Source organism: Arthrobacter sp. SAFR-044, from assembly GCF_059414985.1.
The window spans coordinates 1-16,292 of sequence record NZ_JBPFDN010000020.1 but is presented as its reverse complement, the minus strand read 5'-3'; the positions used below and the strand labels follow the sequence as shown (position 1 = coordinate 16,292).

The following is a 16,292-nucleotide window of genomic DNA, read 5'->3' as shown; positions in this document are numbered from 1 at the left end:
GCGGTCAGCCCGTGCCGGACGTGGGCTGGGCCGTCGCGCCGGCGCCGGGATCCACGGTGGGTTCCGTTGTGGGGTAGTCAACGGACGACGTCGGCTGCCCGCCTCCCCCATATTGTCCGGCCGGCGCCGTGGGCACCTCAGTCGCGGCAGGGGCGGGTGCATAGGTTCCGGCGGGTGCCGTTGCTGGAGCGGTGGAGCCGCCCGAAGCAGGCGATGAGGCAGGAGCAGGGACCGTACCCTCACTGGCGCCGGCTGTCGCGGGCGACGTTGCGCCGGAGGTACCCCCGGCAACCGACGCACCCTTGACGATGGCCGTGATCTGCTCCTTGAACCCGTTGAGCGTTGCCTGGATCTCAGAGAGCGGAACGTCCTGGAGGTGCCGGCCGTACTCGGCGATCCGTGCCCACAATGCCTCGAGCTGCTGCTTGCTGTCCCCGTCCAGCGGCCCGTCGAGGGTCAGGACCAGCTGGCTGGCCAGGGCGTAGGTGAGGCAGTCCAGGCAGTTGTAGTTGGCGGCCGCGGACAGGTTCTGCGGCACGATCACGTCCGTCTGCCCCACCACCAGGACCACCTGGAACCCCACAGCCACCGCCGCGCAGCCCGAACAGTTGGCGAAGGCATAGGCCTCGTTGGTGGTGGTGACGGGCTGGCCGTCCTCGGCCCACACCAGGGCGAACGCCACGCTGTACTGGACGGACCCGTCGGTGGTGTTGACGGCGAGCGCCTGGTTTCCGTCGCCCTCGGGAGCCGCCGGCCGGTCGAACGGGAACACCCAGGACGGTGCCACCGGCGCCGCAGCGGAGGAAGCGCCACCGGCAGGCGGCGTCCCGGAAGCCGAGGCAGCCACCGGCACCAGCACCATGCTCAGCTGCGGATTGTCCCGCGTCGGCTTGGCGGTGCCGGCAGGCCACAGCGCAACGGTGCGTCCGGCAGCGCCCTGCCGCAACGCCCCGCCGTCGTTGTTGCCCGCGGGAAGGATCGCCCGCGTGGCGTCGCCCAGCGTCCCGCGTTCGTAGGCCTGCACCGGACGGTATGTCCCGCCGTCGGGCCACCATGCCCAGGCGAGTCCCGCCAGCAGTACCCCTACAGCGCCCATGGCCACCAACCGCTGGGCAAGCTTGCCGCGCGTCTTCTGCCACAAACCGGTCACCAGTTGCCGCAGCAGCCGCACCACGATGTACAGCACGCCCAGCACCGGCACGGCCACCACCACAATGGCCAGCGCCCGCACCGCCACGCCCAGGACATCTCCGGAGGCAAGGCTTGCCGCCAGCGCTTCCTGCTGCTTGACCACACTCGCCCACCCCGTGGCCAGCAGCCGCGGCAGGGACAGCACCATCATCACCATGCTGAACAGCAGCACCGGCACCGTGACCAGGACCCAGGCGGTGACCACGGCCCGCGCCCACGGCTTCAGCACCTTGCTTTCCGGGTTTCCCCACCGCCACGGAAGGATTCCCAGGAGGGTGGGCTTGATCCGCTGGAACAGGTCCGGCACCCCGGTGGCGTCGGCCAGGATGTGGTAGCCGTCGTACTTCACCAGCGGGATCAGCTGGCGGACCATCTGCAGGATCTGCGTGACCACCACCAGCAGGAGCGCGTCGAAGCCGGTGGCCCACCACAGGCCCATGATGGCCACCGCCACGATCGCGTTAAAGTACAGCCCGCCCAGATCCGTGCGGATCCTGCCGCCGCGGCCCAGCCGGTAGGAGTCCGTGACGTCCGTAAAGAACGCGGGCCACAGCAGGTACAGCCCGGCACCCATGGCCCCGGGAGTCGCGCCGCCCTTGCGCGTGGCGGCGGCATGGCCGAATTCGTGGAAGCCCGCGGAGAGGATGGTGACGGCGAGGATCAGCAGCAGGAGGGCAGGCTGTTCGAAGGCCTCGTGCGTGGCGGAGCCCAGGCCCTTGACCATGAGCACCCACCAGCAGGCGGCAAGGAACGCGGCCGTCACGGCCACCACGATCAGCGGGTTGAACAGCACTGCGAACGGTGCCGTGATCCTGCGCGTGCGCTCGGGATCGGAGACGATGTAGCGGAACCGCAGGCCCAGCAGCGGGTTGGCCTTCCTGACCTCGGGCTGGCTGCCGTCGGCCAGCCGGAGCAGGCCCATCGGCAGCAGCTGGGAGTCCATCAGCGTGCGGACGTTGTCAGCGCTGACCAGCCGCCCGGAGCCCTCGCTGGCATGCCGGGCGATGGCGTCCAGATTCCGTGTGCCGTCGGCGGCCTCCAGCACCAAGTACAGGAGCCGGGTCAGCTGCAGGGTCTGGCCGTCGGCGCGGCGCACCAGGGACGGCGGCTCCCGGTAGCCGGAGCCCTCCGCTGTGCCGAGCAGCTGCACGCCGTCGGCCAAGGCAGGAAGGTGGGCACCCGCCGTCGTAATTTGGCCCGGCGGGACTTCGCCCGGCGGAACATGGGCAAGGTCAGGGTACGACGACGGCTGGCCCGCCTGGGAAGGCGGGCCGCCATGGGTCTGGGTCATCTGGGCTTACTGCTGCAGGTCGGACTGCTGGCCGGCGGTGGCATTGGCCTCGCCGTCGATGTGCTGCGAGATGGTGGCGCTCTGGTCCGAGATGGCGTAGGCCTGGCTGTCGATGGAGCCGATATTCGCGGCCACGGCGGCGTCGATGGGAGCAGCCACGTTGGCGTTCGCGGCCACGGCACCGTTGATGGGGGCGGCAATGGCGGCGTCGGCGTCGAGGTTGACGTCGACGTTGAGCAGGTTGCCGTTCAGGGCGCCCGCTGCATCGGTGAGCCCACCGGTGCTGGTGGGATCTGCGACGGTGCCCGTGGATCCGTCCGTGGTGCCGGCGTCGGCGGTGCCCGCGTCAGTGGTGCCGTCGGCCTGGCCGATCACGCTGTCCTGCGTGGAGTCGGCGTTCGCGTCTGCGGTGATGCCCTGGTCGATGGCGGCGTCCTGGCTGGACAGTGCCTGCGCGTCGGAGCCGAAGGAGAGGATGTTGGCCGAGGCGGCGGCATCGATGGGCGCGGCCACGTTGGCGTTGGCGGCGACGGCGAGGTCGATGGGTGCCGCGGCGTTGATGCCCAGGTCCAGGTCCGCGTTCAGGTCCAGGACGGACGCCACTTCCTTGTCCGGCAGGGCGGTGGCCTGTTCGGACATCAGTTCTTCATCAGTAAGGGGACGCATTTCGTTGTCCATGCTTTGAGAGACCTCCGGTGCGGCGCGGGTGCTCTGCCCCCAGCGGGCAGCCCACGCTCCACAATAGTAAGCATGATTAGTTGTTTTGCGAAGCTATTCGGGGCAGCGCAGGCTGGCGCCAAGGTTGGTGGCATAAGTTAGGCGCATGCACCCCTTCATTCCGGCCGCTTCCGCCGCCGCCGTCCAGGTAACAGGCCTGCTGCCCGGATGGATGGATCCGAACCAGTTCCTCCGTGACCCGGCCCTGGCCCCCTGGCTGGTCCTGCTCGTCTGCGCCTTCCTTTTCGTGGAGACGGGCCTGTTGGTGGGGTTCTTCCTGCCCGGTGACTCCCTGTTGTTCACGTCAGGCCTGCTGGCGGCAACGGGAACCATCCACGTCCCCATCGCGGTCTTGGCGGGCGCTGCGTTTCTTGCAGCGCTCGGCGGAGACCAAACCGGCTACCTCATCGGCAGGAAAGCAGGGCCGGCCGTCTTCAACCGCCCCGGCTCCCGGCTCCTGCGTGGTGAATACGCTGACAAGGCCCACAGCTTCTTCCTCAAATACGGCCGCCGGTCCGTGGTCCTGGCCCGCTTCGTGCCAATCGTGCGCACCTTCCTTCCCGTCACCGCAGGCGTGGGAAAGATGAGTTACCGCGCCTTCCTTGCCTACAACGCGGTAGGCGCCCTGCTGTGGGGCGTCGGCGTCACCTTCCTGGGTTTCTGGCTTGGCCGGTATGCCTGGATCGGGGAAAACATCGACCTGATTTTCGTTGGGATCGTCCTGGTCTCATTCGTCCCGGTGGGCATCGAGCTGCTCAAAAACCGGCGGCGGAAGCGCAGCCAGTAAGGGGAATCCACTCCCCTGCATCCCGGTGGCACGCGGCCGCCGCGCCGCCCCTACTCCCCGGCGAGCCGGAGGATCTCCGCCGCGGTGCCGGCCGCTCCGCCATGCTGGACCAGGTGCGGCTTGCCGGGAATCTCCAGGAAGCGTCCGTTGGGCGCGGTGGCTGCCAGCTTCTCGCACCAGTCCCGCGGCGCGATGGGGTCGCGGGAGCCGCGGATCACGGTGACAGGCTGGCTCACCATGGCCAGCCGGGCGTCGAGGTTGTAGTCCATCATGACCGGCAGTTCGGTGAGGTACCAGCGCAGCCCGGAACGGGCGTAGTCGGTGACCACCACCGCATTCGCCAGCGGGCTCTCCTTGAGGCAGTCCAGGCCCAGGGCCAGGGACTGCTGGAGGACGGTCCGACGGGACGGGTCCACCACCGGGCCCAGCAGCGCCACGTGGGACACCAGGTCCGGCCGCTGGACTGCCAGTTCGGCGGCGAACTGCGTCCCCATGGACTGCCCCACCGCCACAACGCGGCCTGCCCCCATCTTTTCCAGGACCCGGGCCGCATGCACCGCGTACTCGGCCACGGTCAGCTGGCGGTCAGGGGTGGGGGTGCCGCCAAAGCCGGGAAGGTCCAAGGCGTACGTGTCACCATGGCCGGCCAGCAGAAGCTGCAGCCGCCGGTAATAGCGGTGGGACATGCCGATGCCGTGCAGCAGCACAAAAGCCGGGCCAGTGGAAGCTGCGGGACCGGCCAGGAAATGCACGTGGGAGGTCAGTCCGCCGCTGGTGACCACCCGGGGCGTGGGGCGGCGCGTGCGGGGCAGCCGCAGCCGGGGACGCGCCGGTTCAGCGCGGGGTGTTTGGTCGTCTGCGGCGTGCACCGGTAGTCCCTTTCAATCCAAATCCTTCATGCGATTCACTACCCTAAAGTGGCCAGCGCGGCAGGTGCGCTATGGACGGTGACCAGCGTGTCGGCGTCGACCGACCTCACCTCACCGTCGATCTGGTACGGGATGGGCTTGAGCGTGGTGAACCCGTAGCTGCTGACGCTGGGCTGGTCCCCCAGTCCCTTGGTGGCCGCCCGGAGTGCGGTCAGCAGAATCCGCAACTTGGACCTGTGGGGGAAGATCACCACTTCGAACTTGCCGTCCGCCAGCTTGCCGTCGGCCTCGCTCAGGGTGGCGTACTTGGCCATCTGGGCGATGTTGGCCAGGACCAGGCTGTCGAACTTCTGCCGCTTGCCGCCGGTGTGCAGGATTTCGAACGGCTTGAACTTGGAGAAGGTGCGCACCACGGAGAAGGTCTCCTTCAGCGCGCCCTTGCTGCCCTTTTCCAGGCCGATGGCCATCACCGGGGTCAGCCCGAAGCCGATGTAGGAGTGGGCGTACTCGTGCGGGGCGTCCCCGGGCTCCCCTGTGGTGATGCGCAGCAGGTCCATGCGCCGGACCTTTCCGGCGGCGATGGCCTGTTCAAGGGGTGCCGTGCCGGTGGTGCGCCGGTGGTCGTTGGCGTTGCCCGCGGCCATGACGGCGCAGACGGCGTCCGGGTTCCCGGCCTGCATGACGCCGTTCACCACTTCGTTGTAGCCGCCGTCTCCGCTGACCGAGACCACCAGTATGTCCCCGCCGGCGGCAGCGGCCTCGCGGGCCAACTGCACGGCATGCCCGGCGTGGTTGGTGGGTTGAAGCCTGATGTCCGCCGTGTAGGGAAGCAGGGCGGTGAGGCTGGTCCGGAGCTCCCCGGCCAGCGCGGGGGCGTCACCGGTGCTGTTGCGATTGAAAATGATGGCGATGGAGCGGAACGTCCGCGGTGTGCTCATGGCGGTTCCTAGCTGTTGCCGGTGTGGACCAGGCTGTCCAGGTCCTGCTGCTGGGCCGGCGCGTCAGACAGTCCGGCCGGGGTGAGGTCGAAATGCTCGACGGCGGTGCGGGGTTCGTGGGCGGCGGGGGCGGGTGCAGTGCAGCTGTTGTTCATCACGTGTGGAGTACTCCTGGGGGATTCACGGGGACTGGGGATATGGGAGGGAAGGGCTGCCACGTGCTCTGCCGTGGTTTCCAGCACCCTCGAGCGGCGGCACCGGGAACAGTGCACAGCCACGGAGATGGTTGATGCGCGGAGGTTCGGGACGGCCGGCGAGTCAACGGACAGGTGGAAGTCGGTGTCGCAGTGTGCACACCAGGGATGTTTCCCGCGTGGCTGGAGGGCGTGGCGGGGGATGTAGCTGTTCGAGGCTTGGGAGGGGTGAAGGGTCACACCAGGGCCCGGTAGCTGCAGATGATGTAGTCGGCAGCTGCCGGTCCCGTCATGCGCAGGCATTGGTCGGGGTTGACGCGCTGACTCATCGCGGCCCAGAAAATGTGCTCGGCCTGGGGCTCCCGCTGGGACAGCTGGCACCAGCTGGTATAGAGCCCGTACAGGGTGTCGTTGTCCAGGGTGCGTCCGGACTCGTGGTCCGGGCAGGTGGATTCTTGGAGGAACTGGTCAAACTGCGAGTGCGCCATAGTGGCTCTTTTCAACGAGGTGCAGTTGTTCGCCGTTCGGCTACAGCGGTTTCAAGCCCAGGGCCTTGCACGGGGTCCCGGGGCGGCTGCCGGCAGCCTCGAGAGGGCCCGGCAGGGTGGATCAAAGTTGGAATGGGGTGAGAAGGTCCGCGTGCGTGGACGTCTGGTTCTCCTAGGTAAGGGTGCGAGCAGCCATGGCGGCCTTGCAAACGCTGATCCCTTTACTGAAACCAAGTCAACAACTTCTCTACACTGTAGACTTTACGGGCAGGCCCCTGCACTTAGCAAACGTCGCGAAGGCCACGGGCCCCAGCACAACACCATGCTCCAGCCGGGAACGACACACGGCTTTGGAACCTCGCCTCGATGGGAAGATAAGCGGGCGCGGCGTGGGTAAGGTCTGATCATGATCCAGGCCGCGGCTGTCTCAGCACTGACGTCCTACCACTGGCTGGGGATTCCCATCGCCGCCGTCGGGGCGGTCCTGCTCGCCCTGGGAACACTGTTCCAGCACCGGGCCGTGGGAGACCAGCCGGCTGCATCCGGACGCGCGGCCGGCAGCATGGGCGGTGGACGCCTTCACGCCCTGATCCGGACACCGGCATGGCTGGCCGGGACGGCGATGCTGGGCGCTGCCATTCTGCTCCAGCTCACCAGCCTCCGGTTCTCGCCCCTGATCGTGGTGCAGCCCATCGGCGCCGTGGCACTGGTGGTGACCACCCTCGCCACCGCCCGAATGAACCGCAGGCGGCCCGGACGCCGGGCCCTTACCGCCGTCGCGCTTTGTGTTGGAGGGGTGGCGGTCTTCGTGGCCGTTGCTGCGCTGTCCGCGGAGGACGTGGAGATCAGCGACCAGCACCTGGTCACCATCCTGATCGTCCTCGCCGTGGTCCTGGCCTGCGTGGCCGCGGCCTATCTGATGTGGCGGCACCGCTCGCACGCGGTGGTCTTCACCGCCGGCGCCGGGATCCTGTTCGGGTTCGTCGCGGCGCTGGCCAAGACCGTGATCGGCCGCCTGTTCCAGGGCGACTTCGAATGGCTGTCCCTGACCTGCCTGGCGGGGCTGGTCATTGCCGGGCTGGCCGGCAGTTTCCTGGTCCAGAACGCGCACAGCCGGGGAACGCCCGAACTCGTGGTCGCGGGCCTGACCGTCATCGACCCGCTGGTGGCCGTCGCCATCGGCATCACCATCCTGGGCGAGGCGGATGCGGCACCGCCGCTGGCGATTGTCCTGTTTCTCGTGTCCGGAGCCATCGCCATCGCCGGTGTCATTTTGCTGGCCACCGTCAAGAAACCGGCCGAACCGGGGATCAAGCGGTAACCACCCAGGGCTCTATTCGTGCTCGCGGACGTATTCCTCGGGGCTGACGTCCTCCGGCTCAATCCCGCCGGCGTGCTCAGATTCGAAAATACTGAACGCCAGGCCCAGGCGGTGCCGCAGTTCCAGGGAGGCGTGCTGCCGGAAGTCGGTCAGGCCCTCACGTTCCTCTTCAGCCATGTGGTCGCCGTTGGCTTCGTTGAGCTTCGCCACCGCCTCCCACCAGTCGGCTGTCCCCGTCTGGTGCCGGGAGACGTCACTGATGGCGTCCCGGATTTCGTTGTGGTCGTGGATGGCGTCGGTGGTCTCGTCAGCGGCGGAGTCCTTTCCGCCTGCCCCCTTCCCCAGTTCCAGCAGCTCCGGGTAAAAAAGTTCCTCTTCTGCCTTGGCATGGACCTCCAGCAGGATGCGCATCCGCTTCCACACCGCTTCCAGGCTCGATGTTTCGCTGGCATGCATTTCATCGAGCAGGGCGAACAGGCGCCGCTGCTCGTGGTGGTCGTTCAAAATCACTTCAACGATGTCCATGGTGGTCCTCTCGGCAGGGTGTGTACGCCCTAACCCTTACCCCCACCGGCCCGTCTTCCACCACCACAAGCTGCAAGGGCAGGTTTCCCACCAGATTCCCACAACCGGTGGGTACCTCATCACCTGAGACGGTGACAAGAATCCGCCGGGCAGCTGCGGCATTCAGCGTTTCCCCAGCATCGGCTCCTACAGTGATCCCGTGCCGGTCCACGCCGTTGAGCGCGGACGCACGCGCAAATTCGGAAGGACACACCGTGGTGAACCCAGCAATCCCGTCAATGAAAACCTGCATCGGCGTCGGAGCCGCAGCGCTCCTGGCTGCCGGCGCCATGGCCGTTGCCGGCGTGGGCGCGGCGTCTGCTTCGCCCAGTTCCACCCCCACCTCAACCGCGTCCCCCGCGGCTGCGGGCCAGGCCAAGGAGGCGAAGGGTGCCGGCGGGCTGCAGGCGTTCCTGGGTATTAACGCTGACAGTCCGCAGGCGGCCGGCGACCGTGCCGCGAAGGCAGCCGAAGCCCTGGTCAACCACCCGCAGCTGTTCGCCAAGCTGCCCGCCGCCCTCCAGGCGGACGTGACCACGCTCAAGGACGCCGCCCCGGCGGACCGGGTAAAGGACGCCTACAAGATCAAGACCACCGCCCTTTCCGGCGGCTACGGCGCCGAGGTCCAGAAGCGCGCCGAAGCGCTGGAAAAGACAGTTACCGGAATCGCCGGCCTTCGCCAGGAGCTGCGCACCGCGTTCAGCTCGGGCAACCCGGGCGCCGGGCTCCAGAAGGTGGCCGACCAGCTCATCGCCCACCCGAAGCTGTTCGCCAAGCTCCCTGCGAACCTCCAGACTGATCTGACCACACTCAAGAATGCGGCCCCCGCGGACCTGGACGCCCAGGCGAACAAGATCAAGGACACCGCGCTGAACGGCGGCTACGGCGCCAAGGTGCAGAAGATGGCCGAGGCGCTGCAGAAAAAGGCGGCAACGCCCAGCACTTAGAGCGTCAGGACGTTTGCGACGCCGCCGCGGATGGGTCCAGGTCGGCGAGCGGGAGCGGGTGGGCTCGTTGGTCCGGGAACGGGACGCAGGTCAACGCCAGGTCCGGGCCAACGCGCACCAGCTCCCCCGGCGGCTTAGGCGCGCCAGGACGTACGACGGCGGGCCCCGCCCAGGGTGGGCACGGCCGGTCCGCGCCCGCAGAGTTAAGCCGGCGGAGTTAAGAAAAGTGCCGCCGCCTCAAACTTGGGGGATGATGAGGCGGCGGCACTGCATCCAAGGTACCCCCGGGGCAGGCCGGGCCGGCCGGGATCCGGGCTTCAGGACGGAAACCTTGACGAATTTTTTACGCCGCTGTTTCCTCCGCCGCACTCCCCACCCTTCGCGCCCCGGGCGCGCTGCTACGCCTGCCCCGTGGGCTCACTCAACGCGTGCGGAACGCCGGATGATGACGATCCGGACGGCAACTCCGGCGATAACCAAAAAGACGCCCAGTGCCATGAGGCTCCAGACAGGGACGGAATCGGCATCGATGTTCTTGTAGCACACGGCCGCCGCCCCGATTCCGGCCTTCTGGAGGCCTATCAGTTCAGCCGCATGGCTTTCCCGCAGCAGCGGGCTGCCGCAGAGGGGACCCGAGGGCTGGAGTCCTATGACGAAGCCCAGGATGTACACGTCCAAACCCGCGGCAACGATCCACATCCACATCCGTCGCCGCCACAGCCCTCGATTCACGGCAGTCATGGGCTTCGACGGAGAATCATGCATCGCCATGGTTCGAGCATAATCGCAGCAGCCGGTCAGCGCCCGATGGCCATGAGCACCACCGCAACGGTGGCCACGGCCAGGAGCGCCAACCCGACGTAGGACAGCGTATGCAACCGCCGCCGCCGCAGTTCCCGGCGTGAATAGCGGACATCGTAGCTTCCCCTGTATTTACCCATGGGCCACAGATTAGGAAGGCAACCTCAACGTTCGCTCAAGACGGGTGCTTTGTTAAGAGGCCGGCCGCGCAAAGACCAAGCTAGCGGTCGGGGCCGGCCGTTTTTTCCAGGTGCTGGTAATGGTCAAAGCAGTCGCGGCAACAAAATTCCGCAGTCGGAGTAGGCGGTAGCGGGCCGCCGCAAAACCTGCATTTTGGAGCGGATCGGAATATCCCAAACACGGTCTTCAGCATGGATGCAGGCTAGGCGCCCGCCAGGCAAATTTGACCAGTAACTGATACCTGATTTTTACCGCCCGGATACCTGCCGGCGGCGCCTCTCGACGGTGGGTGTACCGCCCCGGAAGAGTCTTGAAAAGGCTACGCGAGGGCCGCCTCCAAGTGCTCCCTGGTCCGTTGGCCGGAGTGCACGATCCTGCGCAGGTATTGTGCAGCAAGGCTCGGCAGCACGGTGGCCGGGTCCGGGCCGGCCGCAGCGCCGCGCACTGCGTGTTCCAGTTCCAGGGACAAGTCGGCCAGCAGCCGGGCCCCCACCATCTGGGCAGAGGTCCGGAGGCTCAGAATGGCTGTCAGCGCGCACGTGGCGTCACCGCTGGTCAGCGTGCTGCGGAGCTTCTCGATCCTGGGCTGCATCTGATCGATGAAGTTCCGGACGAAGAGCCTCCAAATTCCGTCGTCATCCTCGGTTTCGGCGCGCAGCCGCGCCAGCACGGAGGCATCCAGCAGAGGCAGTGCAGGGCCGCCGTCCTGGATCACGGACGGCTCCAGGCCAGCCGGCCAGCAAACTCTCCGCAGCCCGACGGCGGGCAGCACCAGCCGCCGTCGTGATGCTTTTGATGCGGGCCCCTCAAAGCCCACGGCTTTCCGCCCATGTCCATGCTCCCCCTTGCAAGTCGGTCCAGTTGCGAACCGATTCCGAGGTTATGCGGCCGCGGCAGAAGGGCACACGAGTAGTGTGTACTCGAATTCGCTCCCGGGGGCTTAAACCGGGTGGGTCAGCACTGCTGCCCGAACTTCTTGAGGCTCAGCGAGCGGGACCTGATCCCCTCGATGTGGTTGTTCATCGCGGCCGTTGCCGCGGCGCAGTCCCCCGCCTTGAAGGCATCGATGATGGCCTGGTGCTCCTGCACTGTGTGGTCGCCGCTCATGTCGTTGTGCACCATCAACCGGAACCGCTGGATGTGCCCTTCGATGGAGCCGTAGGCCCGGAGCAGGAACTCGTTGTCGGTGGCCTCAACGATGCGCCGGTGGAAGTTCTCGTCCGCCTGCCAGTAGGCCCGGTATCCGGCAAAGGTGTCCCCGCCGTGGCGTGACGCCTCCAGGTCGCGGTGGAACTTTTCCAGGTCCGCCACGAGTTCCTCTGTCGAGTTGGTGCAGGCAATGCTGGTGCATGCGGGCTCGAGGATCTGCCGGGAGGTCAGCAGCGCCGCGATGTCGCTGGCGGTCGGCTCCGGCGCCACCTTGTAGCCCCGCAGGGCCTCCCGCCGCACCATGCCTGTCGTCTCCAGGCGCGCCAGGGCTTCCCGCACAGGGGTGGAGGAGACCTTGAACCGCTTGGCCAGTCCGTCAATGCTCAGCGGTGATCCGGTGGAGATCTTGTCGTCCAGCAGCAGGGACAGGATCGCTTCGAACACCTGGTCCACCAGCATGGGCCGGCCGGGGATCAGGACTTCTTCTTCAGGCGAAGCGGCGTTCATTTCGGAATCCTATGTGAATTAAGGGTAAGGCGGAGGGCAGCCAGCAGCAGCGCCCCGTCACAACCCCGTCAGCTCGAAAGGGTGTTTGCAGAAGATCGTGCATGATGTACGGTACATGATACCGGACAGCAAAGTGATCTGTACCACAACTAAGGCTGCCCACCCAGGTTGGAAGCTCTCCTACCACCCCTCCTCCCCCAAATTCCGAAGGCGTGTAGATGATTCAGTTTCGATCGATGCTGGCAAGCGTCGCCGCAGTGTCCATGGCCGGCGTGCTTCTCTCCGGATGCTCCAATCCCAGCATGACCTCCTCTGCCCAGTCCGAGACCCCCAAGCCCTCAAGCTCCGCGGAGGCCGTCAAGGTCGACGACGCCGCCGCGGCAGCACTTCCCAAGGAAGCCAAGGACAAGGGGACGCTCACCATCACCATGAGCCAGAGCTCCCCGCCCCTGCACTTCATGGCCCCGGACGGGACCACCACGGTTGGCGTGGACCCCGAGATCGCGATGGCCCTGGGGCAGACCCTCGGCCTGAAGACTGAGGTCAAGAGCGGCCCGTTCGATGGCATCATCCCCGGCATTTCCGCCGGGAAGTTCGATATGGCTATCTCCCAGATGTCACCTTCAACCGAACGCATGAAGGTGCTCGACTTCGTGGACTACTACCAGTCAGGCAGCGGCATCGGCGTGGCACCGGGCAACCCGCAGCACCTCACCATTGACACCCTCTGCGGCAAGCGGGTGGGCGTGCTGAAGGGTTCCTTCCAGGACCTCAAGCGACTTCCCGCCCTGTCCAAGGCCTGCACGGACGCCGGCAACCCGGCCATCGAAGCCATGACCTACCCGGACATGCAGGCCCCCAACCTGGCACTGACCGCCGGCCGCATCGACGCCGTCTACATCGACGGCCCGACGCTGGGCTACGCCATCAAGCAGGGCGGCCAGATCGAGCTGCTCGGCGAAAAGGACGTCTCCCCCGTCAGCATCGGCTTCAAGAAGGGCGCCGGCCTGGAGAAGGCCATCGAGCTCGGCATGGAATCCCTTGCCAAGAGCGGCAAGTACAAGGAGATCCTGGACAAGTGGGGTGTAGGCAGCGGTGCAATCTCTGACTTCGCCTTCAACAAAGCGCAGTAGCAGCATGGCCAACACAGCCACGGAACCGAACGCCAAGGCACCCGCCGGGGACGGACTGGACCGGCAGCTGCTTATGGGCCGTCCGCACCAGCGCCACGGAGGTTTGTGGCTGACGGCGGCAATCGTCCTGTTCGCGGTCTTCCTGGTGGGCTATTCCCTGGTCACCAATCCCCGCTTCGAGTGGAACGTCGTCTTCGGCTGGTTCACCTCGGAGCGCCTGTTCACGGGCCTGCTGCGGACGCTGGGACTGACGGCCATTTCCATGGCCGTGGGAATCGTCGTCGGCGTTTTGCTGGCGCTGGCCCGGCTCGCGCCGAACGCCATCGTCGCGGGGACCGCCGCCTTCCTGGTGTGGCTCTTCCGCGGGGTGCCGGTGTTCGTCCAGCTCCTCTTCTGGGGCTTCATCGCCGCCATCTACCCGCGGATCGCCGTCGGGGTGCCGTTCGGGCCGGAGTTCTTCTCCGTGGATGCCAACGTGCTGATCACCCCGTTCATGGCGGCCATCCTGGGGCTGGGCCTGAACGAAGGTGCCTACATGTCGGAGATCGTCCGCGCCGGGCTGCTGAGCGTCAACCGCGGGCAGACGGAGGCGGCCACGGCGCTGGGCATGCGGCGCTTCCACATCCTGTCCCGGATCGTGCTGCCGCAGGCCATGAAGATCATCATTCCGCCCACCGGCAACCAGACCATCTCCATGCTGAAGACCACCTCCCTGGTCAGCGTCCTGGCCTTCCCGGAGCTGCTGTACTCAGCGCAGCTGGTCTACAGCGCCAACTTCAAGACCATCCCGCTGCTCATCGCCGCAAGCATGTGGTACCTGCTGGTCACCAGCATCCTGAGCCTGGGGCAGTATTTCATTGAACGGCACTTCAACCGGGGCGGCATCACCGCAGGACGCAGCAGCCGGCGCCGCAAGGCCAAGGCGCCCGGCTCCCCCACCACACCACAGGAGGCCCGGCCATGACTGACGTGATGATCGAGGCACAGGGGGTCACCAAGAGCTTCGGCGACCTCGAGGTCCTCAAAGGCATCGACCTCACCGTCCCCAAGGGCAGCGTCACCTGCATCATCGGGCCGTCCGGGTCCGGCAAGTCCACGTTCCTGCGCTGCATCAACCAGCTGGAAACGCTCGACGGCGGGTACATCCTTGTGGAGGGACAGCCGGTTGGCGTGAAGATCAGGAAGGGCCGGCTGCACGCGCAGAACAACGCCGAGGCGGCCAGGATGCGCGAGAACGTCGGCATGGTGTTCCAGAGCTTTAACCTCTTTCCACATATGACGGTGCTCGAGAACATCTGCGAGGCACCGGTCAGGGTGAAGAAGGAAAACCGGAAAGCCGTCCAGGACCGGGCCCGGGTCCTGCTGGAACGGGTGGGGCTGTCCGAGAAGGTCCACGCCTACCCTGCGTCCCTGTCCGGCGGCCAGCAGCAGCGCGTTGCCATCGCCAGGGCGCTGGCCATGGAACCGCGGCTGATGCTGTTCGACGAGCCCACGTCCGCGCTGGACCCGGAGCTGGTGGGCGAGGTGCTGGACGTGATGCGCAAGCTCGCGGACGGCGGGATGACCATGATCGTGGTCACCCATGAGATCGGCTTCGCCCGGGAAGTAGGCGACCACCTCATCTTCATGGACGGCGGCGGCATCGTGGAGCAGGGCGACCCCCGCACCGTCCTGCGGGAACCGCAGCATGAACGCACCAAGCAATTCCTGGCGAAAGTAATTTAGACCTTCACATTGGAGCAGGACCCTTGAGAAACAAATGGATTGTCAGCATTGATGACTACCGCCGGGCTTCCCGGAAGCAGCTGCCCAGGATGATCTCGGATTATCTGGAGGGCGGTGCGCTGGATGAGACCACCATGCGCGCCAATGAGGACCGGTTTGATGCCCTGATGCTCCGCCAGCGTTCCATGGTGGACCTCCGCGGCCTGACCACCTCCACCACCGTGCTGGGCCATTCCCTGGCGATGCCGCTCATGGTGGCGCCCATGGGCATGCTCACCATCTTTCACCCGGGGTCCGACCCGGCCGTTGCCAGGGCTGCGGTCAGGGCGGGCTCGATCTTCATCCACAGCGCCTGGGCCGGCTGCTCGTTGGAAGAGGTGGCCAAGGTGGCGCCGGACAACCTGTGGGCGCAGATCGCCTTCTGGAAGGACCCGGCGGAAACGGCCAGCTACATCAGCCGGGCACGGGCCGTGGGCGTGCAGACGCTGGTGGTGGCGGGCGACGTCGGGTCCTCCAGCAAGCGCGAACGGGACCTTCACCACGGGCTGTCCATGCCGCCGCGCCCGCCGGTGGCGGACTACTTCAACGCCGCCACCCGCCCGGCCTGGCTGTGGCGGTGGCTTACCGGCCGGAAGATGACGTACGGGAATTACCAGATCAACGGCAGGCCGCTGCGCATGGATGAGATGAACAACTGGATGGCGTCCAACAAGAACCCGGGCGCCAACTGGGAGGACTTCGCCAGGCTCCGTTCCGAGTGGAAGGGGAACCTGGTGATCAAGGGCATCATGGACGCCGAGGACGCGGCCCGGGCCGTGGACGAGGGCGCGGACGGCATCTTCGTCTCCAACCACGGCGGCCGGCAGTTCGACTCCCAGCCCGCCACCATCGACGTCCTGCCGTTCATCGTGGACGCCGTGGGCGGCCGCGCGGAGGTCTACCTCGACGGCGGCATCCGCCGCGGGCACGACATCGTCAAGGCAGTCGCGCTGGGCGCCAAGGCCGCCCTGGCCGGGCGTCCGTTCGCCTACGCCCTGGCCACCGGCGGGGAGCCGGCCGTGGACCGGGTGTTCGGGATCCTCCAGGAGGAGTTCAAGGGGGCGATGGGCTTCGTGGGGAAGTCCTCGGTGGCGGACCTGGACAGCAGCATCTTTGCGGGGCACGCCCAGCGCGCGGCGGCTGAGAGCCTGCTCGTCTAACCAAAAGCTCCACGAAAGGTGCCCGCCCCGTTCGTTCGGCGGCGGGCGCTTTGCGTTAAGCGAGCATCGAACGTACGACGGCGGCGGGCAGCTTTTCCGGTCAACGCGCACGGAGGCTGTACCCGAGATCTGCGAAGCTGGTTGCGATTCAAGGAGCGGCGGATCGTAGATTCGCCCACGTCCAACATGCACTTCTACCTCTGGCGCAGGTCGGGTGTCAATGGCCATTAGTTTCTGCCCACTGACGGTCAGTTAATGTGCCCGCTGGTGGCCAGTAAAACTGCCCGGTGA

Annotated in this window: 18 protein-coding genes; 7 read left to right on the top strand and 11 right to left on the bottom strand. The window is 66.7% G+C overall.

What is annotated here, in order from left to right; translation table 11 throughout:
* Positions 1–4: 4 nt before the first annotated feature.
* Together ACR65J_RS20255 and ACR65J_RS20250 are read right to left on the bottom strand one after the other, a co-directional pair.
* On the bottom strand, positions 5–2,482 hold the full coding sequence (locus ACR65J_RS20255) for a hypothetical protein (RefSeq protein WP_440172485.1): 2,478 nt from the start codon (positions 2,480–2,482) through the stop codon (positions 5–7).
* A 6-nt stretch (positions 2,483–2,488) separates the two neighbouring features.
* Positions 2,489–3,148 (bottom strand): peptidoglycan-binding protein, encoded by a 660-nt coding sequence (locus ACR65J_RS20250; RefSeq protein WP_440172483.1) that lies wholly within the window; start codon positions 3,146–3,148, stop codon positions 2,489–2,491.
* Between the two features lie 157 nt (positions 3,149–3,305).
* Between ACR65J_RS20250 and ACR65J_RS20245 the strand changes: the two genes are divergently transcribed.
* Positions 3,306–3,986: a VTT domain-containing protein gene (locus tag ACR65J_RS20245; protein ID WP_440172481.1), complete on the top strand. Its 681-nt coding sequence runs from the start codon at positions 3,306–3,308 to the stop codon at positions 3,984–3,986.
* A gap of 50 nt (positions 3,987–4,036) precedes the next feature.
* Here ACR65J_RS20245 and ACR65J_RS20240 read toward each other — a convergent pair whose 3' ends face one another.
* The 4 genes from ACR65J_RS20240 to ACR65J_RS20225 all read right to left on the bottom strand — a co-directional run bounded on the left by ACR65J_RS20240 (position 4,037) and on the right by ACR65J_RS20225 (position 6,475).
* Positions 4,037–4,855, bottom strand: a complete 819-nt coding sequence (locus ACR65J_RS20240) for an alpha/beta fold hydrolase (protein WP_440172479.1) — start codon at positions 4,853–4,855, stop codon at positions 4,037–4,039.
* Between the two features lie 38 nt (positions 4,856–4,893).
* A complete protein-coding gene (locus tag ACR65J_RS20235) occupies positions 4,894–5,793 on the bottom strand; it encodes a diacylglycerol/lipid kinase family protein (RefSeq protein WP_440172477.1) in 900 nt (299 codons plus the stop codon).
* A gap of 8 nt (positions 5,794–5,801) precedes the next feature.
* Complete coding sequence (locus ACR65J_RS20230; protein ID WP_440172475.1) at positions 5,802–5,951, bottom strand: hypothetical protein; 150 nt, start codon at positions 5,949–5,951, stop codon at positions 5,802–5,804.
* Between the two features lie 272 nt (positions 5,952–6,223).
* A complete protein-coding gene (locus ACR65J_RS20225; protein WP_440172473.1) occupies positions 6,224–6,475 on the bottom strand; it encodes a hypothetical protein in 252 nt (83 codons plus the stop codon).
* Positions 6,476–6,881: 406 nt separating this feature from the next.
* On the opposite strand from ACR65J_RS20225, the gene ACR65J_RS20220 reads away from it, so the two are divergent.
* On the top strand, positions 6,882–7,796 hold the full coding sequence (locus ACR65J_RS20220; RefSeq protein WP_440172471.1) for a DMT family transporter: 915 nt from the start codon (positions 6,882–6,884) through the stop codon (positions 7,794–7,796).
* A gap of 12 nt (positions 7,797–7,808) precedes the next feature.
* Here the strand turns inward: ACR65J_RS20220 and ACR65J_RS20215 are convergent, their stop codons facing one another.
* A complete protein-coding gene (locus ACR65J_RS20215) occupies positions 7,809–8,321 on the bottom strand; it encodes a hemerythrin domain-containing protein (protein WP_440172469.1) in 513 nt (170 codons plus the stop codon).
* Positions 8,322–8,575: 254 nt separating this feature from the next.
* Here ACR65J_RS20215 and ACR65J_RS20210 point away from each other — a divergent pair, with 254 nt between their 5' ends.
* Positions 8,576–9,307, top strand: a complete 732-nt coding sequence (locus ACR65J_RS20210) for a hypothetical protein (RefSeq protein ID WP_440172467.1) — start codon at positions 8,576–8,578, stop codon at positions 9,305–9,307.
* A gap of 417 nt (positions 9,308–9,724) precedes the next feature.
* On the opposite strand, the gene ACR65J_RS20205 is transcribed toward ACR65J_RS20210, so the two are convergent.
* From ACR65J_RS20205 to ACR65J_RS20190, 4 genes are all read right to left on the bottom strand, one after another.
* Positions 9,725–10,078 (bottom strand): hypothetical protein, encoded by a 354-nt coding sequence (locus ACR65J_RS20205; RefSeq protein WP_440172464.1) that lies wholly within the window; start codon positions 10,076–10,078, stop codon positions 9,725–9,727.
* A 26-nt stretch (positions 10,079–10,104) separates the two neighbouring features.
* Positions 10,105–10,248: a hypothetical protein gene (locus ACR65J_RS20200; protein ID WP_440172463.1), complete on the bottom strand. Its 144-nt coding sequence runs from the start codon at positions 10,246–10,248 to the stop codon at positions 10,105–10,107.
* Between the two features lie 359 nt (positions 10,249–10,607).
* Entirely contained in the window at positions 10,608–11,105 is a 498-nt protein-coding gene (locus ACR65J_RS20195) for an Hpt domain-containing protein (protein ID WP_440172461.1), read from the bottom strand.
* A gap of 137 nt (positions 11,106–11,242) precedes the next feature.
* Entirely contained in the window at positions 11,243–11,944 is a 702-nt protein-coding gene (locus ACR65J_RS20190; protein ID WP_440172459.1) for a GntR family transcriptional regulator, read from the bottom strand.
* A gap of 218 nt (positions 11,945–12,162) precedes the next feature.
* On the opposite strand from ACR65J_RS20190, the gene ACR65J_RS20185 reads away from it, so the two are divergent.
* The 4 genes from ACR65J_RS20185 to ACR65J_RS20170 are packed head-to-tail and all read left to right on the top strand — an operon-like array spanning position 12,163 to position 16,001.
* Positions 12,163–13,077: an ABC transporter substrate-binding protein gene (locus tag ACR65J_RS20185; protein WP_440172457.1), complete on the top strand. Its 915-nt coding sequence runs from the start codon at positions 12,163–12,165 to the stop codon at positions 13,075–13,077.
* Positions 13,078–13,081: 4 nt separating this feature from the next.
* Entirely contained in the window at positions 13,082–14,041 is a 960-nt protein-coding gene (locus tag ACR65J_RS20180) for an amino acid ABC transporter permease (protein WP_440172454.1), read from the top strand.
* Positions 14,038–14,802: an amino acid ABC transporter ATP-binding protein gene (locus ACR65J_RS20175; protein ID WP_440172452.1), complete on the top strand. Its 765-nt coding sequence runs from the start codon at positions 14,038–14,040 to the stop codon at positions 14,800–14,802. Before ACR65J_RS20180 ends, ACR65J_RS20175 begins: the two co-directional genes overlap by 4 nt.
* A 23-nt stretch (positions 14,803–14,825) precedes the next feature.
* Positions 14,826–16,001 carry an alpha-hydroxy acid oxidase gene (locus ACR65J_RS20170; protein WP_440172450.1) on the top strand — a complete coding sequence of 392 codons (1,176 nt, stop codon included), beginning with the start codon at positions 14,826–14,828 and terminating at the stop codon, positions 15,999–16,001.
* Positions 16,002–16,292 lie beyond the last annotated feature (291 nt).